Genomic DNA, 22034 nt, shown 5'->3' on the forward strand with positions numbered 1-22034 from the left:
CCGCTGCAAGCTCAGGCTTCAGCGGCTTTTTTCATGCCTTGCCTCCAAACAGGACATAAAAAAAGCCGGAGAATTCCGGCTTTTCCAAAATGCTCTGTGGAAAGGACTCAATCTTAGTAGTCTTTACCCTTGCTCCGGACCAGACGGGCTTTGTCCCGCTTCCAGTCACGCTCGGCAATTGCGTGTCGCTTGTCTTCTTTTTTGCGACCCTGCCCCAGACCCAGTGTCACTTTCGCCATTCCCCGTTCATTGAAATGAATATCCAGCGGCACGAGACTGGCGCCTGCACGGCTGACGGCACCCAGATAATGCGCGATCTGCTTGCGGTGCATCAGGAGCTTGCGCGGTGCCCGCGGCTCAAAACGGGAGAGAACGCCACCCTGATATTCGGGAATGTAGGAATTGAAGAGCCAGATCTCGCCATCCCGTTCCGCAGCGTAGGCTTCCGTGATTGTAGCGCGCCCAAGGCGAAGACTTTTGACCTCTGGCCCTTTCAGAACAATTCCCGCCTCAGTCGTCTCAAGAATGGTGTAGTCGAACCGACCTTTACGGTTCTGGGCCGCCATTCCGTGAGAAATCATGCCGCTCTTGGTTTTTTTTCCTGCCATACCCCTACTCAGTCCAGCAGCTCGAGGGAACGCAGAGCCTCGTCGATAGCCCGACAGGTTGCCTCCTGAGGCTCCACCAGCGGCAAACGCAGTGTAGCGTTACACAGACCCAGTCGGGACAGCGCGTATTTGACCGGACCCGGGTTACTTTCCATGAACATGGCGTCATGCAGCGGCGTCAGGTGGTCCTGAATGGCAATCGCATCCTCGATCCGCCCTTCCTGCCACGCCAGGTGCATATCGGCACACAGATGGGGGACGACATTAGACGTTACACCAATGCAGCCGTCTCCGCCTGCCGCCAAAAATGATAAGACACTGTGATCGTCACCGGACAGCTGGTTAAAAGGTTTGTCCACAGCGCGACGCACAGCCGTCGGACGGGCCATATTCGCAGTAGCATCTTTCGTACCGACAATATTCGGATGCTCCCCGAGGCGCGCCATTGTCGCTACGGAAATGTCCACAACGGAACGTCCGGGAATACAGTACAGGAACATCGGTAAGGGCGTCGCATCTGCAATCGTCATGAAGTGACGGTACAGACCTTCCTGCGAAGGCTTATTGTAATATGGCACCACCACAAGCAGGCTGTCCGCACCGACGGAATGGGCATGTTTGGCCATAAGAACGGCCTCGGATGTACTGTTGGACCCCGCACCCGCCATGACCCGCACGCGACCGTTGGCCGTCTCGACACAATGCGCGACGACACGGCCGTGCTCTTCGTGAGACAGCGTCGGGCTTTCGCCCGTAGTGCCCGCAGGAATAAGCCCTGTCGTTCCGGCCTCGATCTGGCGCTCGATCAGCTTTGCCGAAACATCGAAATCGATCCGTCCGTCAGGATGCATCGGAGTGACCAGAGCCGTCAGCGACCCCTGATACATGCTCGTGTCAGTCATTGTTGCACTTTCCGTCATGGAATCCGCCTGTCCTGCCATCACGCCTGACGACGCGAGAGGCTGCTTGGGTAAACACCCAGAATTCTCAGATCATCACTGACCTGCTCCAGTTCCGCGAGTGCCGCCGCCAGAGCGGTCTGTTCCGGATGCCCTTCGACATCCATCAGGAACTGTGTCGCCGCGAACGAGCCGTCCAGCATATAACTTTCGATCCGCGTCATGTTGATACCATGCCGGGAGAAGCCACCCAATGCCGCATAAAGGGCGCCAGGGCAGTTTCCGACCCTCATCAGAAGGGTCGTAAGCACATCTGTGCGGTCGGAGGAAGGAATGCAAGCCTTGCGCGCCACACGATAGAACCGCGTGGTGTTATGCGATGCGTCTTCGACATTGCTCCGCAAAACCACAAGATCATTCAGTTCCGCAGCAAGGGAGGAAGCGATTGCCGCCTCTTCCCTGCGGCCCCACTGCGCGACCATCTCCGCCGCTCCGGCCGTATCGAACTGCACGACCGGCTCGACGCCCAGTTCACTGATCAGGCGACGGACCTGTCCCATGGCGACAGGATGCGTGTGGATTCGCCGAATATCCCCCAGGGTCGCGCCTGGAACGCCCAGCAGACAGTGTTCAACACGCTGGAAATATTCACCGACAATATGAAGACCCGCATCCGGCAATAGGGAGTGGATGTCAGGCACACGCCCCGCAAGCGTATTTTCACAGGCCAGAAGGGCTTCCTCAGCTCGTCCGTCATGCACGGCGTCGATGGCATCAGCAAAGGTGGGACACGGCAGTGTCGTCCAGCCCGGACGCGCCTGACGGCAGGCCAGATCGGAATAGGCCCCCGGGCGCCCCTGAAATGCAATGACCGCCATCAGACCAGCCCTCTCACGTGTTCCAGATCAGCAGGCGTATCCACTCCCTGCGGCGCTTGGTCAATCCTCGCACACCCGATTGTCATACCGGCTTCCAGCGCCCGAAGCTGTTCCAGACTTTCCCGACGCTCCAGCGCAGAGGGAGGCAGGTTTACGAAACGCTCCAGAGCAGACCGTCGCCAGGCATAGACACCCACATGATGCCAGTGCGTTCCCTCACCCCAAGGAATGGGAAGACGCGAAAAATACAGAGCGCGCGCGATGTCCGTGTCTTCGAAAGCGCAGGCGATCTTCACCACCTGAGTCGCATCGCGCTCTGCGAGCGTCATAACAGGGGCGGCAAGCGTTCCGATATCGAAGGCGGAATTTTCAACTGGCTTCAGAACGGCATGCAGACTGGACGGTGCGATCAGGGGAAGGTCCCCCTGAAGATTGATGATCACGTCATGCACGCCATCCGGATCCAGCTCCGTTATCGCGGCGTGGACCCGATCTGAACCGCTTGCCAGAGTCGAGTCGGTCAAAACACCCCTGACACCCGGAATTTCTGCGACAACATCAAGAATTTCCGTGTCTGCCGCCGCCACAACGACCGGGCCGAGCCGCGCTTCGAGGGCCCGACGCGCAACACGGACGATCATGGGCACACCACCGATATCAGCAAGGGGCTTGCGTGGCAGGCGGGTCGAAGCAAGTCTGGCAGGAATGACGATGATCGGATTCATGGCCCTGTGATGCCGCCCGCCACCACGGGCGTCAATCTCATGCCATGCTCAAGCAACGGGAACAGACGAAAATTATGAGTGAAACGGTTCTGCAGACGGCCATGGACGCTGCAACGGCCTGTGCTGACATTGCCCGCCGGACCATTCTGCCCCATTTCCGGACAACTCTCCACGCCGATGCCAAATCGGACGACAGCCCCGTCACGATCGCTGACCGTCAGGCGGAACAGGCCATGCGCTCTGTTCTTCAGAACGCCCTGCCCGGGCATGACATCCTCGGCGAGGAAGATGGCCTGTCCGGTGGCGGAAGCGAATGGCTCTGGGTTCTCGACCCGATTGACGGGACACGCGCATTTCTGACTGGCCGGCCGACATTTGGGACGCTTGTAGCACTTTTTCATAACGGGCATCCCGTTCTCGGACTGATCGACCAGCCCGTGACGGGAGAACGGTGGATCGGCGTCGCAGGTCAGCCGACCTGTTTCCTGTCCGACCGCCTGCCCGGCGTGATAGGCACGCGCTCCTGTCCAGCCGCGGCAGAGGCTGAACTGTCCTGCACCGCACCTGAAATCATGACGCCAGACCACGCACCGCGTTTTGCGAATCTTCAGAAACACACCCGTCGCACATCCTGGGGCGGAGATTGTTATGCTTATGGACTGCTCGCTCTCGGACAGATCGACGTTATTGCTGAATGCACCATGAAACCCTGGGACTGGGGAGCACTTGTTCCGGTAGTGGAAGGAGCAGGAGGCCGGATCACCGACTGGCAGGGTCAGCCTCTCAATCTGCAAAGCGATGGCACCGTCCTCGCCTGCGGAGACGCAACCCTGCTGCCCGAACTCGTGCGGCATCTTTCCTGATATCCCCTGATCGGCTACGGAGGAGGCCCCGGTGCATGTAGCGGCAGACATGAGCCGGGACGGGTCAGGACATGACCAGTCCTGACGGAACCAGTTTGACCTGCAACCGGAGCCTTCCGGTTCATCACCGGGACGGATTTATGGAAACTCAGTTCTCTCTCCCCAAGAACAAGATCCGCATTCTTCTTCTGGAAGGCATTCACGAAAGCGCCGCGGCTCATTTTTCACAGGACGGCTATACAGAAGTCACACGCGTCAAAGGGGCGCTTGAAGGTGAGGCACTGAAAGAGGCACTTCAGGGCGTGCACATGATCGGTATCCGAAGCCGGACCCAGCTTACGCGAGAGGTTCTGGAAGCTGCGGACCGGCTGATGGCCATCGGCTGTTTCTGCATCGGTACGAATCAGGTCGATCTCGGCGCTGCCCGCATGCTTGGCATTCCGGTTTTCAACGCACCGTTCAGTAATACGCGCTCCGTGGCAGAACTGGTCATGGGTGAGATCGTCATGCTGCTACGGCGCATTCCATCCCGATCCGAGGACTGCCACCGTGGTGGCTGGGACAAATCAGCCACCAATGCGTGGGAAGTCCGGGGCAAGACGCTCGGTATCGTCGGTTACGGCTCCATCGGTTCACAGCTGTCCGTTCTTGCGGAAGCGTTTGGAATGCGGGTGGTGTATTTCGATGTCATGCCGCGTCTGCCGCATGGCAACGCCATCGCGATTTCGAACCTTCATGACCTCCTCGCCCAGTCCGATATCGTCAGCCTGCACGTTCCGCAGACACCCGAAACGGATCTCCTTATCGGAGAGACGGAAATCCGGGCCATGAAGCCCAATTCCATCCTGCTCAACAACGCCCGCGGCAATGTCGTGGATCTTGAAGCGCTCGCCGCCGCCCTGAAGGACGGTCATCTGATGGGAGCGGGTGTGGATGTCTTTCCTGTCGAGCCCAAGAAAGCGGGCGAGCAGTTCCGGTCTCCACTTCAGGGACTTGAGAACGTCATTCTCACGCCTCATATCGGCGGCTCCACCATGGAAGCGCAGGAGCGTATTGGCGTCGAAGTCGCCCGCAAACTGGTGGATTATTCGGACGTCGGCTCCACCATTGGTGCCGTCAATTTTCCCAGCGTCCAGCTCCCGGAGCGTCCGCGCGGCACGCGCTTCATGCATGTTCACGCCAACCGCCCGGGAATCATGCGCCAGATCAACGACCTCTTTGCATCCCATAACTGCAACATAACCGCACAATACCTTCAGACGGATGGCGAAGTGGGTTACGTCGTTGTGGAAGCTGAGTCGGAAAGCTCGGACATGGACACCACGCTTCTCGACGGCCTCAAGGCGCTTGACGGCACCCTGCGTGCACGGCTGCTTTACCAGCGCTCCTGACAACCGTTTCATTAACCGAATATAAATAATTTCGGGCTAGGATTTTGCTCATGACAAATCCCAGCCCGCACACACCCGCTCTCGCCCGTATCGAAAGTTTCGCTTTTTCGGGAATCGAGGCCGTCCCTGTGACCGTAGAGGTTCAGGTTTCAAGCGGGCTTCCTGCCTTTCTCGTCGTAGGGCTTGCGGACAAGTCTGTCGGCGAAGCACGGGAGAGGGTCCGGGCCGCCCTGACAGCCATGGGTCTGGCGCTTCCGCCCAAACGTATTCTCGTCAATCTGGTCCCGGCCGATCTGGTGAAAGAAGGGGCGCATTTCGATCTTCCCATTGCGCTCGGCCTCCTGTGCGCGATGGGGATCCTGTCTTTCGAAGCGGTCTCAGCCTATGCGGCGGTTGGTGAACTCTCGCTGGACGGACGGATCAATCCCGTCGCTGGTTTCCCATTTCCAGGGTCTTCAGGTTCTCTCGCCTGCGCCACTGCCACGCGAACATATCATCGAATACGGTCCCGATCTTGCGGATGTCAAAGGGATGCCGCTGGGGCGGCGGGCTCTGGAAATTGCTGCTGCCGGGGCACATTCCATGCTGATGAGCGGACCGCCCGGCGCAGGCAAATCCATGCTCGCAAGCCGTCTGCCCGGAATTCTTCCGAACCTGACACGTGAAGAAGCTCTGGAGACAAGCCGTATTCACAGTGTCTCCGGGATTCTACAGAATGGACGCTTGGTCGTCCGGCCACCCTATCGTGCTCCGCATCACAGCGCGAGCCTGCCCGCAATAGTGGGTGGCGGCGCGAAAGCCCGGCCCGGCGAAGTCAGCCTCGCCAATAACGGCGTCCTGTTTCTTGACGAACTGCCGGAATTCTCACGCAGTTGTCTGGAATCGCTCCGCCAGCCCATCGAAACCGGCAGTATCTCCATTGCGCGTGCGGCTCACCACACAACCTATCCGGCGCGTTTCCAGTTCATCGGAGCCATGAATCCCTGTCGCTGCGGGTATCTGGGAGATCCGGAACGCAGCTGCCGCAAAGCGCCGCGATGCGGTGAAGACTATGCTGCCAAAATTTCTGGCCCGATGCTGGACCGCATGGATCTGTGCGTACAGATCGACCCGCTATCGCCGATCGAAATCAGCCGCGCGCCAAAAGGTGAGGACAGCGCGACCGTGAGATGCCGCGTCGAGCGGGCGCGGAAACGCCAGATCGACCGTCAGGGCGTTCCCAACGCACAAGTCTCCCCCGATGATCTCGAGATGGACGACGACGCCCGCTCCCTCGCCGAGCAGGCATCCGAGAGACTGCGCCTATCCAATCGTGGCATCACACGCCTGATCCGCGTCTCGCGCACCATCGCCGATCTGGAAGGCACGCAGAGCATTCAGCGCCATCACGTCGCGGAAGCACTGACGTTCCGAAGACGCTGACCGATCAGAAACGCAGGCTGTCGAGCCCGCATGCCAGATCGTTTTTCAAGTCTGAGACGTCTTCAAGCCCGATATGAAGCCGGAACGTTGCCGATGTCGGGCCACCCTCACCTGTCACACGCCGGATATGGCCCGTCGTCGGCAGGACCAGACTTTCATACCCGCCCCAGGAGGCACCAATTCCAAACAGGCTAAGCCCGTCGATCATGCGCTCGGTAGCCTCGACGGAGATTTGCGGCTGAAGCTCCACGCCGAACAGTCCACAGGCTCCGGTAAAATCACGCTTCCAGAAGGCGTGTCCCGGACAGTCTTCGAAAGCGGGATGGAGAACCCGCGCGACCTCGGGACGAGTTTTAAGCCATTGCGCGATCTCAAGCGCCGAGCGCGACTGGTGCGCCAGCCTGACGCCCATCGTGCGCAGTCCACGCAATGTCAGCCAGCAATCATCCGGGCCCGCACACTGTCCAAGCTGGATGGCCGCGTCCCGCAACGTTTTCCAGTGCGCCTCGTCATTGACCGTCACGGAGCCCATGATGACGTCAGAATGTCCAGCTGGATATTTCGTCAGAGCCTGAATCGACACATCCACCCCATGGACGAAAGGCTGAAACACTCCGATCCCCCAGGTGTTATCCAGCATCAGCAGGGCGCCTGCCTCATGCGCCACTTCCGCAAGCATCGGGACATCCTGTACCTCGAACGTATGACTGCCCGGGCTTTCCGAGAACACGATTTTCGTCTCGGGGCGGACCAGAGTCATCATCTCCGCGCGTGATGCCATCGGCGGGTAATACGTCGTCATAACCCCCAGTCGGTGCAGCATCGTGCCCGCAAAGCGCCTTGTCGGTCCATAGACCGAATCGGGAAGCAGAAGGTGATCCCCACACCCGAGAAAAGCCAACAGAGGCATCGTACACGCGGCAAGACCGGAATTGACGACCTGCGTATGTGTGCCGCCCTCGATGACGCTCAGCATTTCCTCAAGCTGATGCTGGATCGGCGACCCCATGGCACCATAGACCAGCTTATGGGCATGACTGCGACCATCCGTGCGGTTCATCGCTTCCAGCGTAGGAAACAGGACCGTCGAACCCCGCGTGACAGGCACGTTCACGAACTCACCTGTTTCAGGCAGTTCCTGTGGCCGTCCTTCTCGTACCAGCATGGAGGACATGCGGCTCCAACCCGCGCTTACCTGCGTTTCCAGATCATTCATGCTCATCTCCTCCCGTCACGACAGGCGCGTCAGGATCGCTCCCCCACTCCGCCCAGGACCCGTCATACAGGGCCGCTTCACCATATCCTGCGACCGCGAGACCCGCGACGATCGTCGCGGCCGTCAGCCCTGAACCACAGCTTGCGATTACCGCACGGTCTTCCGCAGCGGCAAGAAGGTGTCTCAGCCCCGTGCGGGGCAGAAAACATCCATTCCGGTCTACAAGACGCGTCCAGTCCATACTGCGCGCACCAGGCATATGACCGCCTCGCACACCGGGACGTGGTTCGGGGACCGTCGCCGCAAAGCGAGCGCCGCTCCTTGCGTCCAGAACCAGAGCATCCGGCCGTTCCAGCGCATGGCGGACATCATCCGCACCCGCCAGAAGGGCGTAACGGGGGCGGCACCGAAAAACCGTAGCGTCCGGGGCGACAGCGCGTCCGTGTTCCACCGGGCCTCCCGCCTTTACCCATGCATCGAGCCCGCCATCCAGAATACGGGCGTTACGATGACCGAACAGCCGTGCCAGCCACCAGCCCCTGCAAGCCCCCACACTGCCACGCCCGTCGTAAAACACGATCGGACTTTCCTCACTGGCGCCGAGTGCACCCATCAGGCGCGCAAAACGTGCAGCCCCCGGGACCGTGTGTGGCAGCGGGCTCTCCGGGTCTGCGAAGACATCAATGTCGAATCGCTGTGCGCCGGGCAGATGGGCATCCATGAATGCGGCATCGGGATCGCCCTTCTGCCCCGGCAGAAGGACACTGGCATCAAGGGGAATGAAGCGGCCCAGTTCGGAAATCAGGGTCGGGGCATCAACAAGTGGCGAGATCGTCATATCTGCACCATAGGTCGAGGGATGCGTCCGACGCCAGAGCGTGCCAATGTAGTGGTCCATGAAGATGCAGAGCACAGAGCCATGCGCGCCGGAGCGTCCGTCCGGCCCCTGTCAGAATTGCGCGACAGCATGACGACCGAGCGGATCCTCCTCGGCCTCATCCTGGCTGGCATTGCCTATGGATGCGGCATCATCCTCTGGCCATTCCTTTCGGCCATTCTATGGGCCGCGATCCTCGCCTTCACCACTTGGCCGATCTATCGCCGCATGCGCCGGCATGTCCGCCCCGTTATGGCAGCGCTGGCCATGATGGCGCTAAGCGCCCTGTTCATTCTGGTTCCCATGACAGTACTGACCAGCACTGGGATCAGCGACATTCCCGGCACCATTGCCGAAATCGACACCCTTATTCTGCATGTCACCAGCGCAAACCCGCCGCCTGCATGGATGATCCGCATTCCGATGGCTGGTCCACACCTCGTGAATGCGTGGCATCATTTCAGTCAGGACATGGGAGCTTTTGCGACTGAGGTCCTGCGTCCATATGCCGGACAGATCGCGCATGTCACGCTGACGGTGCTGCTCAGGCTCGCAGGAGGGCTGGCCGAACTCGTCATAGCCCTGTTCGTTGCGTTCTTCCTGTGGCTCAACGGCGATACGCTGGGAAACACCATCGTCGCCCTGATTGACCGTATTGCGGGGCCACATACGACGCCGCGTCTGATCAATATCATCGGCCGCACCATCCGCGGGACGGTCTATGGCATCCTCGGCACAGCACTGATCCAGGGCGTGCTGACAGGGATCGGCATGATGCTGGCGGGCGTTCCCTCGCCCGTCCTCCTCGCCGGGATTACCGCCTTCGTGGCCGTCTTTCCGATAGGCGCACCTCTGGTCTGGATCCCGGCCGCAATCTGGCTCGGAATGACCCATCATTTCGGACATGGTCTTTTTCTGGCCCTTTATGGCGTCATCGTCATTTCGGGCGCCGACCACATCATCCGCCCGGCATTCATCGCACGAGGCGCACAACTACCCTATCTACTGACGGTGCTGGGCGTTCTGGGCGGCATCGTAACATTCGGCGGAGTGGGAATTTTTCTCGGCCCCGTCCTGCTGGCCGTCGGGTACACCCTGACCAGCGAATTCGCCGCCGGCCCCCATCACCGCGAACGTAATCCACTCTACCTGCCGGAGCCTCCGAAATGACGACCTCTCTTCTGTCCGGAGCGTCCTTCAAAATTCTGAGCTGGAATCTCTATCGCTGGGACGGTGCGTCGCCTGAAGATGTGCTGACCGTCATCCGGGCTGAAGATCCTGATATTGTTGTCATGCAGGAAGCACAGGAGGCCGTGGATCAGCTTCCGGAAATCCTCGGCGGATATTACGACCGTATTCCACTTCCAGGACGGCCACATGGCACGGCGTGCTGGAGCCGCCTGCCGTTTACACGACCGCCCTCCTTTTGCCGCCTGCCACGCGGCCTGCTGGTCAAGCGAACCGCACAGCTTATCGATTTCGGCAGCTTTTCACTGGCGAATGTTCATCTGTCGCATGGTCAGATCCTCAATCGCCGGCAGCTCCGCAGCATCAGCACCAATATGCGCCACCGTGCCGTCATCATGGGGGACTTCAATCTGGTCGGTCCGGTTCTGCTGCCTGGGTTTCTGGATGTCGGCCCCAAGGAAAAAACCCACCGGATGTTAAATCACGTCCCATTGCGGCTGGACCGTTGCCTTGTTCGCGGTCTGTCGCGGGTGGAGGCACGCGCCTTACCCCGTTTCGGCTCCGATCACCGGCCGATTTCCGTAACTCTGCGATTGGGCGCTTAAATTTCCTTACAGATACGGCAGTAGAAGCCTGATCGCCGAATTCCGCATACGGATTAGGAATGGCAAGCTATCCAGATCATGGTGCGTCAGCCGGTTCCGACGATGTGTTTCCATAAACTTGGACAACTCTTTCGCCACATCCGTGTCATAGATTTCCAGGTTGATTTCAAAATTCAGGCGCAGGGAGCGCATGTCAATATTTGCGCTCCCGACAAAGCTCCACTCGTCGTCCACCACCATCAGCTTGGAATGATTGAACGGCGGGTCGGCCATCCAGACCCGGCAGCCCGCATCCAGAAACGGCCGCAGATTGGCAGCTCGCGCATGGTCGATCAGGGCATGATTGCTGCTCTTCGGAACCACGATGTCGATCACAACCCCTCTGAGAGCCGCAAGAATAAGCTCCGTTGAAAAACGGTCATCTGGCAGAAAATAAGGCGTCATGACCCAGATATGCTTCCGGGCCAGTGAGAAGGCCTGGAGCATTCCGTACTCGATTTTCTCCAGATCCGCATCCGGCCCGGAGGTTACGATCCGCATCGGCACATCCCCGACCGGAGAAGGTTCGGGCAGATAACGCTCTCCTTCAAGCTCCTCGCCCGTCGTAAAAGACCAGTCCCAGGCGAAAGCCACCGCAAGCTGATGCACGATCGGCCCTTGAAGACGGAAATGCGTATCGGCAACCGGCAGTTTCGTCCGCAGCCGGAGCAGGTTTTCCTCCCCGATATTCAGGCCGCCCATGAAGCCGATGGTGCCGTCCACCACGAGGATCTTGCGATGATTGCGCAGATTGATGAACGGCATGCGCCAGGGCCAGACCGAATGCATAAAGCGCGCACAGGCCACCCCCTCATGTCGCAGACGACGCTCGATCCCGCAGCGGAAATATCCGCTCCCGATCCCGTCCACCAGAACCCGCACCTCGACCCCGCGATGCTTGGCTGCGATCAGAGCATCCGCGAAACGCTGTCCGACCTTGTCGTCACGAAAAATATACGAACACAGGATGATCGACGTCTTGGCTTTATCAATCGCGTCCAGCATCACCGGGTAGGCATTGTCCCCATCATGCAGGCACATGATCGAGTTGCCACGCATCAGAGGACGTTCTGTCAGTCGGCCCAGCATTTTCGATAACGGCGCAAGATTACCGTCCACAGTCTGCCGATACTGGGCAAGCGGATCGCGCCCTTCCCACAGATGCCGGTTGACCATCTTCTGTGCCCGGCGCCGCACCCGATTGATCCCGAACATCAGATACAGCACCGTTCCCAGCAACGGCGCGATCCAGCAGATTCCGATCCAGCCGGTACAGGACGCCGTATCACGCTTGTGAGTGAGCGCATGAACCGTCACGAGAAGAGGCAGGATCCAACGGAAGATTTCTGCCAGAATATGAAAAAGGGTCCAGTGCGTCATAAACTTCCCTGAAACGAAAAGCCTTTTGGCTCTACGGACATGCGGACTTTGGAGACTATCCCATCATCCTTTCGCAAAGATGATGGATGCGCCACCCCCCGTCCTTGCGATATAATCATCTTTCGGTCGGGTTCTTGAACAGGAGAGCGTCTCATGCAGCATCGCCCACAGCTCTTCTACACGACTGTTCCTGCACCCTGCCCCTATCTACCAAACAGAACGGAACGCAAGGTTTTGACCGAACTGGCGGGGCCTGATGCCATTGCGCTGCACAACCGCCTGTCGCAGGCCGGTTTCCGACGCAGCCACGCCATCGCCTATGCCCCGGTCTGCGTCGGCTGCCGTGCCTGCACGCCCATGCGCATTCCTGCCGCAACATTCACGCCTACCCGGACGCAGAAAAAAGTCCGCTACCGCCAAGCGGACCTTGTCGTCACCATGGGGCCGCCTGTTCCTACGAACGAGCAGTATCGCCTGTTCGAAATGTATCAGGCCATGCGCCACCCGGATGGGGACATGACCCATATGTGCTGGCGCGATTACGCCGAACTGATCGCCAACACACCCGTCGAGACTTTTCTCGCTGAATTCCGTCGTCCGGACGGCCAGCTCGTCTGTGTCAGTCTTGTAGACCGCCTTTCCGACGGCCTGTCAGCGGTTTACACCTTCTATGATGTCAATGATCCGGGAGCATCCTGGGGAACGTTTTCCATCCAGTGGCTGATTGAACAGACCCTTCGCTTCGGTCTGGACTATCTCTATCTGGGCTATTACGTGCCGGGCAGCCCCAAAATGAACTACAAAGCCGCCTTCGGACCCGCGGAAATCTTCCGGGACGGCCACTGGGGGCCGCTGTTGCTGCCCCTCTGACGCTGATCCAACACGAAGAAGCACAAAATTTTCAGCTCTTGCGCAACATCCATTGCGGGGCGGCTTTCCCGACAGCGCCCCGACGCCCTTCGAGAGGCATAAGATCAGACGCCGCCCGCACCCGCTGACCATCCTGCCAAAGCAGCCCTTCAGAAACGGTCAGGGTCCGCATGTCGCGTAGTGTACTATCCCCCAACTTCTGAAAAGCGACCCCACCGCCACGCGTCATTTCAGGCACTTGCTCCATCGGGAAGATCAGGGCGCGCTTATTATGACCGAGCGTCAGAACATGTGTCCCGCTGACAGGGATACACCCGAACACCTCGTCACCATCCTTGACATTGAAGACCTGCTTGCCAGTCCGTTTCTCGGCCACCAGCCCGGCCTCGGACACGATCATCCCGCGCCCCGAGGCAGACGCGATCAGACGGCGTCCTTCCTCCGAAACGGGGAACAGGGTGACGACCCGGTCTTCCTGCGGTACATCCACCACGGTCCGGAAAGGCTGCCCGAACCCTCGTCCGCGCGGCAGATCGGCGGCCTTGATGGTGTAGGCCTTGCCGCTGCTGGAAATCAGGCACAGCCGATCCGTACTCTGGCACTCAACCGACAACCAGCCTTCATCGCCTTCCTTGAATCGATGCCCCTGCGGATCGAGCCCATGACCCTTCATGGCCCGGATCCATCCTTCGCGAGACAGCAGGACAGTCAGCGGCTCACGGTCGATTTCCAGAGCCGCCGAAATATCCACCGGCTCCGGCGCCGCTGCAATCAAAGTCCGACGGTCGCCGAGCGGGCCCGATCCAAATTTCTTGATCGTGCCATCCAGATCCTTGCAGATCCGCGTCCAGCGCCGCCGCTCCGACCCCAGCAGCGTTTCGAGCGCCTTCTGTTCGTCGGCAAGCTTGTCCCGCTCGCGCCGAATTTCCATTTCCTCCAGCCGTCGCAGGGAACGCAGGCGCATGTTCAGCACCGCCTCGGCCTGAGTATCCGTCAGACTGAATGTTTCCATCAGGCTGGCCTTGGGCTCGTCTTCCTCACGAATGATCCGGATCACCTCGTCAAGGTTCAGATAGACCGCAAGGAAGCCATCAAGAATTTCCAGCCGCCGCAGAACCGCTGCCAGACGGTGGTTCGACCGCCGCACCAGAACCTCATGCACATGGTCCAGCCATGCGCGCAAAACCTGTTTCAGCGACAGCACGCCTGGAACGCGATCCCCGCCGAGAACATTCATGTTCAGGCTAAAACGGTTCTCAAGCGCCGTGTTGCGAAAAAGCGTCTCCATCAGGACTTCGGGTTCGACACCCTTGGTCTTGGGTTCCAGCACAAGGCGGATATCGGTCGTGCTCTCATCCCGCACATCGCCCAGAAGCGGCAGCTTGCGCTGTTCCATCAGCTCGGCAATCTGCTCGATCAGACGCGATTTCTGCACCTGATACGGAATCTCAGTAACGATGATGACCCATGTGCCGAAACGGCCCTGCTCGACCTCCCAGCGCGCGCGCGTTCGGAAACTGCCACGGCCCGTTTCGTAAGAACGGATAATGGAGTCGCGCTCTTCCACCAGAATGCCACCTGTCGGGAAATCCGGCCCCGGCATCAGATCCACCAGTTCGGCGATCGTTACGTCGGGGTTTTCGATCAGGAGTTTGGCAGCCCGGCAGATCTCGGCGGCATTATGGGGCGGAATGCTCGTCGCCATGCCCACGGCAATGCCCGCCGCGCCATTGGCCAGCAGGTTCGGGAAGGTGCCGGGCAGGACGATCGGTTCGTGATCTTCGTTATCGTAAGTCGCACGAAAATCGACCGCATCGTCCTGAATACCGTCCAGCAGCGCCTGCGCTACTTCCGTCAGACGGCTTTCGGTATATCGCATCGCCGCCGCGCCATCACCGTCGATGGAACCGAAATTGCCCTGCCCCTCAACCAGCGGATACCGGACCGCGAAATCCTGCGCCAAACGCACCAGCGCCTCGTAAACGGACGCATCGCCATGCGGATGGAACTTACCAATCACGTCACCGACGACACGTGCACACTTTTTAAACCCTGATGTGGGATCAAGGCGTAACTGCTGCATCGCATAAAGGAGGCGGCGGTGGACCGGCTTCAGGCCATCACGCACGTCCGGAAGGGAACGCGACATGATTGTCGACATCGCATACGCAATATATCGCTCGCTCAGAGCCTCAGCGAGCCTGGTATCCTCGATATGACCAGCCAGATCCGTTCCCATGCCTCTCCCCTCTTTCGTGCAGGACTTAGACACTGGCGGGTCATCCTGTCCAGCGCTCTCCTCGCTGGTGTAGCGGCATGCTCACCCTACCGTCCGGTCCAGAAGGCGGAAGTGTCTTTCGCCCTGGCCGGCTTCAGGGCGCATCCCGCCGACACCACGGCACGCTGGGCCATGATGAACCTCCTGCCCCCCAACACCCTGACCTACCGCATGCAGAACGGACAACCCGTCCTGCTCTACGCTGATCCGATCGCCTGCGGCTGCGTCTACATGGGCGACAGGACAGCCTATGCTGCCTACAAAACGAGCCATCGCATTGATGTGGCGCAGGAACAGCACATGACCGCCGAAATCAACCAGCATCCCGGCTGGGACTGGTCTGTCTGGGAAAGCACCGCCGACGTGGACGTCGTCAACGGTCTGCGTCCCGGTCCCAGCCACGTTTTCTACTGACCAGACTTCTCCGATCCGGTTGGTCCCGCCTGAAGCCGCTGTACATACTCGATCAGCCGCTCCCGCGCCGCGGGAAGAGGCTGGTGCCGGACACCAAAAACCCAGCGCGACAGGAAATGCCCTGTCAGCACCAGACCATCCCTCCAATCCTCAGGCGTTCCGTCGTCTGTATCGTTCGCCATCAACGGCGGTAGCGGCAACAAACGGTCCCGCCAGTCGCCGGCAGCATCTCCGCTGACCGCACGACCCGATCGCGGCGACACATACAACAGATTTTCGCGACTACCCGTTACCGCACATTCCGACAGATCCAGCCCGTAGCCAAGACTTGCGAGAAGCTGAGCTTCCCAACGCAGATAATCGCCCATGGGAGCAGGCTCTGGCGCCACGCTGATCAGCGTCACAAGACGCACCAGTCGCATGAAAAGCTCCGGATACGCCTCTCCCTGCGGCAACGCTCCGTCAACCAAAGCGCAGGCACTGCTCACCATCTCAAGCTGCAAGGGCGCATCCAGAATACGGCCTGCCACACACTGGACCGGCTCAGCCGTCAGGGTTCCGAGCTGATCCGCCAGCCTTGCGCGCCATCGCGCCATGACCAGATTGCCCGTCTGCCACAATGATGACTGACGCCGGGACGCTCCTCCACGCGCCATGCCATGCGAGACCCCATGCTCCTCACTGAACAGATGAACGAGCGCGCTTCCCTCGCCATAAGGCCGGACCGACAGAACCAGCGCCGCCGCTTCCCATTCCATCCCTGATCCCTTCCCAATGGCCAAAAGTAAAAAGGCCCCTGCACGCAGAGCGCACAGGGGCCTTTCTACAGACTTTCGACGTCAACCTGAACCAGACAGACCCGGCTCAGGTCAGAAACGGAAAACCTTACTTGGTGCCAGCAGCAGCGGCGACTTCAGCAGCGAAGTCGCTCTCTTCCTTCTCGATGCCCTCACCGAGCTGGAAGCGCTCGAAACCGACCAGCTTTGCGCCAGCTTCCTTGACGACCTTGGCCACGCGGCTTTCGCCGTCCAGAACCCACACCTGCTCCAGAAGTACGACTTCTTCGTAGAACTTGCGGATACGGCCTTCGACCATCTTCTCGATGATGGCTTCCGGCTTGCCGGACTCACGGGCCTGCTCGATCAGAACGGCACGCTCGCGCTCCAGGGACTCCGGATCGACACTGGCGACATCCAGAGCGGCCGGACGGGTCGCGGCAACATGCATGCCGATCTGGCGACCCAGCGTCAGCAGCGCGTCGGACTCAGAAGGAGCCTCAAGAGCAGCGAGAACGCCAATCTTGCCGATGCCCGGACGCAGGGCACTGTGGACGTAGCTGGCGACAACGCCGGACTCGACCGACAGGACCTTGGCGCGACGGATGGCCATGTTCTCGCCAATCGTGGCGATCAGGTGCGTCAGTTCGTCAGCAACCGTACGGCCGGACGGAACCTTGGCAGCCTTGATGGCGTCCAGATCGTCACCAACTTCGAGCGCGACATGAGCCACCTGCTCAACGAAAGCCTGAAAGGCTTCGTTGCGGCCCACGAAGTCCGTCTCAGCATTGACTTCAACCATGGCGGCGCGGTTCTTGGCGGATACGACGCCGACCAGACCTTCAGCCGTCGTGCGGCCGGACTTCTTCGCAGCCTGGGACAGACCCTTCGTGCGCAGCCAGTCGATGGCGGCTTCCATGTCGCCAGAGGCTTCCGTCAGGGCCTTCTTGCAATCCATCATGCCCGCGCCGGTGGCTTCGCGCAGTTCGCGGACCAGGGCTGCTGTGATTTCTGCCATTTATCTCATCCCTCAAAAAAGATCATGCGGCCGGACGATCCCGCCCGGCCGCATGCCATGTTTCAGTTGCCGTTTTCCATGACCGGACCCCGGCAGTCTGTTCAGCCTGCGGAAGCGGGAGCTTCTGCGCCTTCAGCAGCGGCGGCTTCCAGAACAGCGGTTTCCGCCGGCAGTTCTTCGGCGGCACCGATATCCTGACCGGAAGCTGCCATCTCGGCGGAAATACCATCGAGAACCGCGCCGGAGACCAGGTCACAATACAGTGTAATGGCGCGGATGGCGTCATCATTGCCCGGGATCGGATAGGTCACGCCAGCAGGGTTGGAGTTGCTGTCCAGAACGCCGATGACCGGAATGCCGAGCTTCGTGGCTTCTTCGATCGCCAGCTTTTCCTTGTTCGTGTCGATCACGAACAGCAGGTCGGGCAGGCCACCCATTTCCTTGATGCCGCCGAGGGAACGCTCGAGCTTCTCGCGGTCACGCGTGATGTCGAGAACTTCCTTCTTCGTCAGACCAGCGGTATCACCGGCAAGCATTTCGTCGATCTGACGCAGACGCTTGATGGAGCCCGTGATGGTCTTCCAGTTGGTCAGCATGCCGCCGAGCCAGCGGTGATTGACGTAGTACTGGCCGCAACGCTGTGCAGCTTCGGCAACATGATCAGCCGCAGCGCGCTTGGTGCCGACGAACAGAACGCGGCCACCGTTGGCAACCGTGTCACGGACAACTTTCAGAGCACGGTCCAGCATCGGAACCGTCTGCTGCAGGTCGATGATGTGAACCTGGTTACGCACACCGAAGAGGTACGGTGCCATCGCCGGGTTCCAGCGACGGGTGTGGTGACCGAAATGAACGCCGGCTTCGAGCAGCTGGCGCATGGTGAAATCAGGCATTGCCATGATTCAAAATTCCTTGCGTCTGGTTGAACCTCCGCATGACAACGTCCTGAGATCAGGACACCAGAAAACCCAGAGCCATGCGTGCGGATTGCCCTTTTTCTGGAAAATCCCAGTCAAAGGACGCTCGCGATATGACCGAAACGCGCTCCGAAAGCAAGTGCCTGCTTCAATTTCTGGGTCCTGGACAGCATATTCCGCGCATTTCAGACCTGCTCCGCCTTTTCAACGCCCTTCAGGGTTCGCAAACGCTCCGCAAGACGGGGGGTTACCCGATACGAACCCGGTATGGAAATCTCCACGTCCTGCGTTTCCTCCACTGAAGGAAGCAGTTTTACGCGCCCTACACCTCCCTGAACTTCTTCCAGAAGCGTAGCGAGATCCGCGAGAGCTGCGTTTTCCTTCAGCCAGACCCGAAGTTCCGATCGTTCCGCAGCAGCCGCAACTTCAAGGTCCATCACGCTTTGGGCAGTAATGCGCAACGCATCGCCATCCACTTTCAGCTCGGCATTCACCAAAATTGCCTGCCCAGCCACCAGAAGATCCCGACACGAAATCAGCGTTTCCGAGAAGAGGGTTACCTCGCATCCACCCCCGCTATCCGAAAGATTAACCCAAGCCATCTTTTTACCGGTACGCGTCGGACGCTCTTTCCGGTCAACGACACACCCTGCGATCCTGACACGCGTAGTTCCTGTTTTTGCAGCATTTTCCAAGGCATTGGATGGCGTAACACCCAATCGGCGCAAGACGCTGCGATAAGCATCCAGCGGATGCGCACTCATGTGAAAACCGATCGAAGAAGCTTCCAGGGACAGCCTTTCGAAATCCGGCCAGGGACGGCCCTCATTCAATCTGAGAATTTCCCGCTCCTGTCCGGCACCGCCAAACAGCCCTGCTTGGCCTACCTGCTGCTCCTGTGCCCGCGCCTGTGCACGGCGCAGGAGAATGTCCGCACTGGAGAAAACGACATGCCTTTCTTTAAGAAGACTGTCGAAAGCACCTGCTTTTGCAAGACTTTCCAACTGAATTTTGTTCAGGCTCTTCGGGTCACATCTTTCAGCGAAATCCGTCAGATCCTGAAAAGGCTTGCTTCCCCGGGCAGCAACGACATTCTCCATAGCCGCCGCTCCGACCCGTTTAATCGCTGACAATGCATAGCGGATTCCCTGACGCCCATCTTCCAGTATCTCAATGGAGAAATCAGCCATAGATCTATTGATATCAACAGGTAAGACGGGAATCTTCATTCGCCGCGCCTCTTGGCACAACGCCGAAAGCTTGTCTGTTTTTTCCCGTGCCAGCGACATGCATCCCGCCAGAAAAGCAACCGGATGATTGGCTTTCATCCAGGCCGTTTGATAGGACACCAGGGCATATGCTGCGGCATGAGACTTATTAAAGCCGTAATCCGCAAAACGGGCCATAAGATCAAAGACTTCAACGGCTTTTTCCTGTGGAATTCCTCGCGCGGTAGCTCCTTCCGTGAAGATCGCACGCTGCTTCTCCATTTCCGCGGCAATCTTTTTGCCCATTGCCCGGCGAAGCAGATCGGCGCCACCGAGACTGTAGCCCGCCATTTTCTGGGCAATCTGCATGACCTGTTCCTGATAGACCATGATACCGTAGGTCTCTTCAAGAATGTCGCGAATTTCCTCGTGTGGGGGCTCCCAGGGCTCTCCGTGTTTACGGCGGCAATAATCCGGAATATTTGCCATCGGCCCAGGCCGATAAAGCGACACGCCCGCAATCAGATCCTCGAGCCGACTGGCCGCCATCTGTTTGAGCATGTCCCGCATACCGGCGCCTTCGAACTGGAAGACACCGGCCGTATCGCCTTTCGCCAGCATTTCGAAAGTTTTGGGATCATCCAGAGGAATGCGTGAAAGATCGACGATAACACCTTGCTCTTTAAGGAAATCCAGACCCCGCTTGAGAATGGTAAGCGTTGTCAGACCAAGGAAATCGAACTTTACTAGCCCGGCCTGTTCCACATATTTCATGTTGTACTGGGTTACGAGCATATCGCTCTTGGGATCGCGATAGAGCGGTACCAGTTCGACCAGTTCACGATCGCCGATCACCACACCCGCCGCATGAGTGGACGCGTGGCGATACAGCCCCTCAAGCTGCAATGCGATTTCCATAAGCCGTCTCAGCGACTCATCAGTGTCCCTCATTTCCTGAAGGCGCGGCTCTCCATCAATCGCGTCGGAAAGCGATACCGGTTTGGCCGGATTGTTCGGAATCAGTTCAGCAACACGGTTGACCATACCGTAAGGCAGACCCAACACGCGCCCCACGTCACGGACGGCAGCCTTCGCCTGAAGCTTTCCGAAAGTGATAATCTGAGCGACACGGCTTCCGCCATACTCTTCCCGCACGTAACGAATGACCTCGTCACGTCGGTCCTGGCAGAAATCGATATCGAAATCCGGCATGGATACACGTTCGGGGTTCAGGAAGCGTTCGAACAGAAGGCCAAACGGGATAGGATCGATATCCGTAATCGTCAGCGCATACGCTACAAGTGAGCCTGCACCAGAACCACGACCTGGCCCGACTGGAATGTCATGCGCTTTGGCCCACTGAATAAAATCAGCAACGATCAGGAAGTACCCTGGAAATCCCATGCGCGCGATAATGTCGAGCTCGACCTGAAGACGCTCCGAATACAGCGTCCGCGTTTCCTCACTGGCGTCCATGGTCTGCAGACGTTTTTCCAGTCCTTCCCACGCCATCGCCCGCAAAGTCTCTTCTTCCGTAGAGCCTTCACGTACTTTGGGGCAGATGGGCAGAAGCGGCTTGCGGGTACAGGCTGCAACAGCACATTTCCGGGCAATGATGAGCGTGTTGTCACAGGCCTCCGGCAGATCGTGAAAGACCGCGCGCATTTCTGCCGGTGTTTTAAACCAGGCCTGCGGAGAGACATGCCAGCGATCCTCCTCAGCGATGGTCCTTCCCTGCGCGATGCACAACAGGGCGTCGTGAGCCTCATGCATTTCCGGTTTAGGAAAAAAGCACTCATTGGTCGCGACCAGCGGGATCTCCAGATCATCCGCCATCGGGATCAGAATACTTTCGACCGCCCGTTCTCCCGGCTCTCCCAGGCGGTTCAGCTCAACAGCGATGTTTCCCCGAAATGCCTCTTCAAGCTGCATCAGCAGAGCACGGGCTTCGGTTTTTTGTTCTTCGAGAATCAGTCTGTTGATCGGTCCACGATTCCCTCCCGTCAGCAGGAAGAGGCCGTTTGCGTGACGGCAGAGGAATTCGGTCACAACGCAAGGATCAGCCGGATCACCGTTCAGAAACCCCTCTGAAGACAGGATCTGAAGATTGGCCAGTCCCTCCTCATTTCGTGCCAGCACGACCAGAGGCTCACAAGCCGCACCGGGTTTTGTCGAGCGCGCGGGAAGAGAAATCTGACAGCCGACAATTGGCTGGACACCATTGCTGCGACAATACAGCGAGAACTCAAGTGCGCCGAACAGATTGCCGCTATCTGTCAGGGCTACGGCTGGCATCCCGTTTTTTGCTGCCAGCGTGACGAGCTCTGGAATCCGGATTGCTCCCTGACTCAGGGAGTAGGCAGAGTGATTTCTAAGATGGACAAAATCGGCATGTGACATGCCTGTACTCTACCAAGATCACGCTCAGGATGCAGGTGGTTTCGAGTGCCATCCCTGCACAT

18 protein-coding genes and 1 pseudogene are annotated in these 22034 nt (G+C 59.0%); 7 read left to right on the top strand and 12 right to left on the bottom strand.

Translation table 11 applies throughout. From position 1 onward, the window contains the following. Window positions 1-113: 113 nt before the first annotated feature. From smpB to GKA01_RS05995, 4 genes are read right to left on the bottom strand one after another with little or no spacing between them, the layout of a single operon-like run. Window positions 114-608 carry an SsrA-binding protein SmpB gene (smpB, locus tag GKA01_RS05980; RefSeq protein ID WP_146860177.1) on the bottom strand — a complete coding sequence of 165 codons (495 nt, stop codon included), beginning with the start codon at window positions 606-608 and terminating at the stop codon, window positions 114-116. An 8-nt stretch (window positions 609-616) separates the two neighbouring features. Beyond that, window positions 617-1510, bottom strand: coding sequence for a 4-hydroxy-tetrahydrodipicolinate synthase (dapA, locus tag GKA01_RS05985; protein ID WP_194265802.1), 894 nt, complete (start codon window positions 1508-1510; stop codon window positions 617-619). A 38-nt stretch (window positions 1511-1548) separates the two neighbouring features. Beyond that, entirely contained in the window at window positions 1549-2385 is an 837-nt protein-coding gene (locus tag GKA01_RS05990) for a prephenate dehydratase (protein WP_146860179.1), read from the bottom strand. Beyond that, window positions 2385-3110 carry a 3-deoxy-manno-octulosonate cytidylyltransferase gene (locus GKA01_RS05995; RefSeq protein WP_146860181.1) on the bottom strand — a complete coding sequence of 242 codons (726 nt, stop codon included), beginning with the start codon at window positions 3108-3110 and terminating at the stop codon, window positions 2385-2387. Before GKA01_RS05995 ends, GKA01_RS05990 begins: the two co-directional genes overlap by 1 nt. A gap of 74 nt (window positions 3111-3184) precedes the next feature. Here GKA01_RS05995 and GKA01_RS06000 point away from each other — a divergent pair, with 74 nt between their 5' ends. The 3 genes and pseudogenes from GKA01_RS06000 to GKA01_RS06010 all read left to right on the top strand — a co-directional run bounded on the left by GKA01_RS06000 (window position 3185) and on the right by GKA01_RS06010 (window position 6786). After that, the gene (locus GKA01_RS06000) at window positions 3185-3973 is read left to right on the top strand and encodes an inositol monophosphatase family protein (protein ID WP_146860182.1); all 789 of its coding nucleotides are present in this window, start codon (window positions 3185-3187) and stop codon (window positions 3971-3973) included. Window positions 3974-4113: 140 nt separating this feature from the next. Continuing rightward, the gene (gene serA / locus GKA01_RS06005; protein ID WP_146860287.1) at window positions 4114-5364 is read left to right on the top strand and encodes a phosphoglycerate dehydrogenase; all 1251 of its coding nucleotides are present in this window, start codon (window positions 4114-4116) and stop codon (window positions 5362-5364) included. A gap of 50 nt (window positions 5365-5414) precedes the next feature. Beyond that, window positions 5415-6786, top strand: a pseudogene (locus GKA01_RS06010) (YifB family Mg chelatase-like AAA ATPase). Between the two features lie 4 nt (window positions 6787-6790). Here the strand turns inward: GKA01_RS06010 and metC are convergent. Together metC and GKA01_RS06020 are read right to left on the bottom strand one after the other, a co-directional pair. Further along, window positions 6791-8002, bottom strand: coding sequence for a cystathionine beta-lyase (gene metC / locus GKA01_RS06015; protein ID WP_146860184.1), 1212 nt, complete (start codon window positions 8000-8002; stop codon window positions 6791-6793). Then, a complete protein-coding gene (locus GKA01_RS06020; protein ID WP_228119785.1) occupies window positions 7995-8900 on the bottom strand; it encodes a sulfurtransferase in 906 nt (301 codons plus the stop codon). The genes metC and GKA01_RS06020 overlap by 8 nt, the downstream gene beginning before the upstream one ends. Window positions 8901-8969: 69 nt before the next feature. On the opposite strand from GKA01_RS06020, the gene GKA01_RS06025 reads away from it, so the two are divergent. Further along, entirely contained in the window at window positions 8970-10049 is a 1080-nt protein-coding gene (locus GKA01_RS06025; protein ID WP_146860291.1) for an AI-2E family transporter, read from the top strand. Then, on the top strand, window positions 10046-10672 hold the full coding sequence (locus GKA01_RS06030; RefSeq protein WP_146860186.1) for an endonuclease/exonuclease/phosphatase family protein: 627 nt from the start codon (window positions 10046-10048) through the stop codon (window positions 10670-10672). Before GKA01_RS06025 ends, GKA01_RS06030 begins: the two co-directional genes overlap by 4 nt. Window positions 10673-10678: 6 nt before the next feature. Here the strand turns inward: GKA01_RS06030 and cls are convergent, their stop codons facing one another. Next, window positions 10679-12091 (bottom strand): cardiolipin synthase, encoded by a 1413-nt coding sequence (gene cls / locus GKA01_RS06035; RefSeq protein ID WP_146860188.1) that lies wholly within the window; start codon window positions 12089-12091, stop codon window positions 10679-10681. Between the two features lie 153 nt (window positions 12092-12244). Between cls and GKA01_RS06040 the strand changes: the two genes are divergently transcribed. Then, window positions 12245-12961 carry an arginyltransferase gene (locus GKA01_RS06040; RefSeq protein ID WP_146860190.1) on the top strand — a complete coding sequence of 239 codons (717 nt, stop codon included), beginning with the start codon at window positions 12245-12247 and terminating at the stop codon, window positions 12959-12961. Between the two features lie 31 nt (window positions 12962-12992). On the opposite strand, the gene parC is transcribed toward GKA01_RS06040, so the two are convergent. Further along, window positions 12993-15200: a DNA topoisomerase IV subunit A gene (parC, locus tag GKA01_RS06045; protein WP_146860192.1), complete on the bottom strand. Its 2208-nt coding sequence runs from the start codon at window positions 15198-15200 to the stop codon at window positions 12993-12995. Here parC and GKA01_RS06050 point away from each other — a divergent pair. Next, window positions 15177-15653 carry a hypothetical protein gene (locus GKA01_RS06050; protein ID WP_146860194.1) on the top strand — a complete coding sequence of 159 codons (477 nt, stop codon included), beginning with the start codon at window positions 15177-15179 and terminating at the stop codon, window positions 15651-15653. The genes parC and GKA01_RS06050 overlap by 24 nt on opposite strands. Here GKA01_RS06050 and recO read toward each other — a convergent pair. From recO to dnaE, 4 genes are all read right to left on the bottom strand, one after another. Continuing rightward, window positions 15647-16411, bottom strand: a complete 765-nt coding sequence (gene recO, locus GKA01_RS06055) for a DNA repair protein RecO (protein WP_146860293.1) — start codon at window positions 16409-16411, stop codon at window positions 15647-15649. The genes GKA01_RS06050 and recO overlap by 7 nt on opposite strands. 127 nt (window positions 16412-16538) lie before the next feature. Continuing rightward, the gene (gene tsf, locus GKA01_RS06060) at window positions 16539-17447 is read right to left on the bottom strand and encodes a translation elongation factor Ts (RefSeq protein ID WP_146860196.1); all 909 of its coding nucleotides are present in this window, start codon (window positions 17445-17447) and stop codon (window positions 16539-16541) included. 101 nt (window positions 17448-17548) lie between these two features. Next, the gene (rpsB, locus tag GKA01_RS06065; RefSeq protein ID WP_146860198.1) at window positions 17549-18346 is read right to left on the bottom strand and encodes a 30S ribosomal protein S2; all 798 of its coding nucleotides are present in this window, start codon (window positions 18344-18346) and stop codon (window positions 17549-17551) included. A gap of 203 nt (window positions 18347-18549) precedes the next feature. Continuing rightward, on the bottom strand, window positions 18550-21972 hold the full coding sequence (gene dnaE / locus GKA01_RS06070; RefSeq protein ID WP_146860200.1) for a DNA polymerase III subunit alpha: 3423 nt from the start codon (window positions 21970-21972) through the stop codon (window positions 18550-18552). Window positions 21973-22034 lie beyond the last annotated feature (62 nt).

Origin of the sequence: Gluconobacter kanchanaburiensis NBRC 103587 (assembly GCF_007988905.1) — a bacterium.
GTDB lineage: Bacteria > Pseudomonadota > Alphaproteobacteria > Acetobacterales > Acetobacteraceae > Gluconobacter > Gluconobacter kanchanaburiensis.

Excerpts from the sequence above, each read along its gene's own strand:
- GKA01_RS05995 (WP_146860181.1), bottom strand. The coding sequence starts at position 3,110 with ATGAATCCGATCATCGTCATTCCTGCCAGACTTGCTTCGACCCGCCTG.
- rpsB (WP_146860198.1), bottom strand. The coding sequence starts at position 18,346 with ATGGCAATGCCTGATTTCACCATGCGCCAGCTGCTCGAAGCCGGCGTT.
- smpB (WP_146860177.1), bottom strand. The coding sequence starts at position 608 with ATGGCAGGAAAAAAAACCAAGAGCGGCATGATTTCTCACGGAATGGCG.
- cls (WP_146860188.1), bottom strand. The coding sequence starts at position 12,091 with ATGACGCACTGGACCCTTTTTCATATTCTGGCAGAAATCTTCCGTTGG.
- GKA01_RS06050 (WP_146860194.1), top strand. The coding sequence starts at position 15,177 with ATGACCAGCCAGATCCGTTCCCATGCCTCTCCCCTCTTTCGTGCAGGA.
- GKA01_RS06030 (WP_146860186.1), top strand. The coding sequence starts at position 10,046 with ATGACGACCTCTCTTCTGTCCGGAGCGTCCTTCAAAATTCTGAGCTGG.
- GKA01_RS06000 (WP_146860182.1), top strand. The coding sequence starts at position 3,185 with ATGAGTGAAACGGTTCTGCAGACGGCCATGGACGCTGCAACGGCCTGT.
- GKA01_RS06040 (WP_146860190.1), top strand. The coding sequence starts at position 12,245 with ATGCAGCATCGCCCACAGCTCTTCTACACGACTGTTCCTGCACCCTGC.
- GKA01_RS06025 (WP_146860291.1), top strand. The coding sequence starts at position 8,970 with ATGACGACCGAGCGGATCCTCCTCGGCCTCATCCTGGCTGGCATTGCC.
- serA (WP_146860287.1), top strand. The coding sequence starts at position 4,114 with ATGGAAACTCAGTTCTCTCTCCCCAAGAACAAGATCCGCATTCTTCTT.
- dnaE (WP_146860200.1), bottom strand. The coding sequence starts at position 21,972 with ATGTCACATGCCGATTTTGTCCATCTTAGAAATCACTCTGCCTACTCC.
- GKA01_RS05990 (WP_146860179.1), bottom strand. The coding sequence starts at position 2,385 with ATGGCGGTCATTGCATTTCAGGGGCGCCCGGGGGCCTATTCCGATCTG.
- recO (WP_146860293.1), bottom strand. The coding sequence starts at position 16,411 with ATGGAATGGGAAGCGGCGGCGCTGGTTCTGTCGGTCCGGCCTTATGGC.
- GKA01_RS06020 (WP_228119785.1), bottom strand. The coding sequence starts at position 8,900 with ATGGACCACTACATTGGCACGCTCTGGCGTCGGACGCATCCCTCGACC.
- dapA (WP_194265802.1), bottom strand. The coding sequence starts at position 1,510 with ATGACTGACACGAGCATGTATCAGGGGTCGCTGACGGCTCTGGTCACT.
- parC (WP_146860192.1), bottom strand. The coding sequence starts at position 15,200 with ATGGGAACGGATCTGGCTGGTCATATCGAGGATACCAGGCTCGCTGAG.
- tsf (WP_146860196.1), bottom strand. The coding sequence starts at position 17,447 with ATGGCAGAAATCACAGCAGCCCTGGTCCGCGAACTGCGCGAAGCCACC.
- metC (WP_146860184.1), bottom strand. The coding sequence starts at position 8,002 with ATGAATGATCTGGAAACGCAGGTAAGCGCGGGTTGGAGCCGCATGTCC.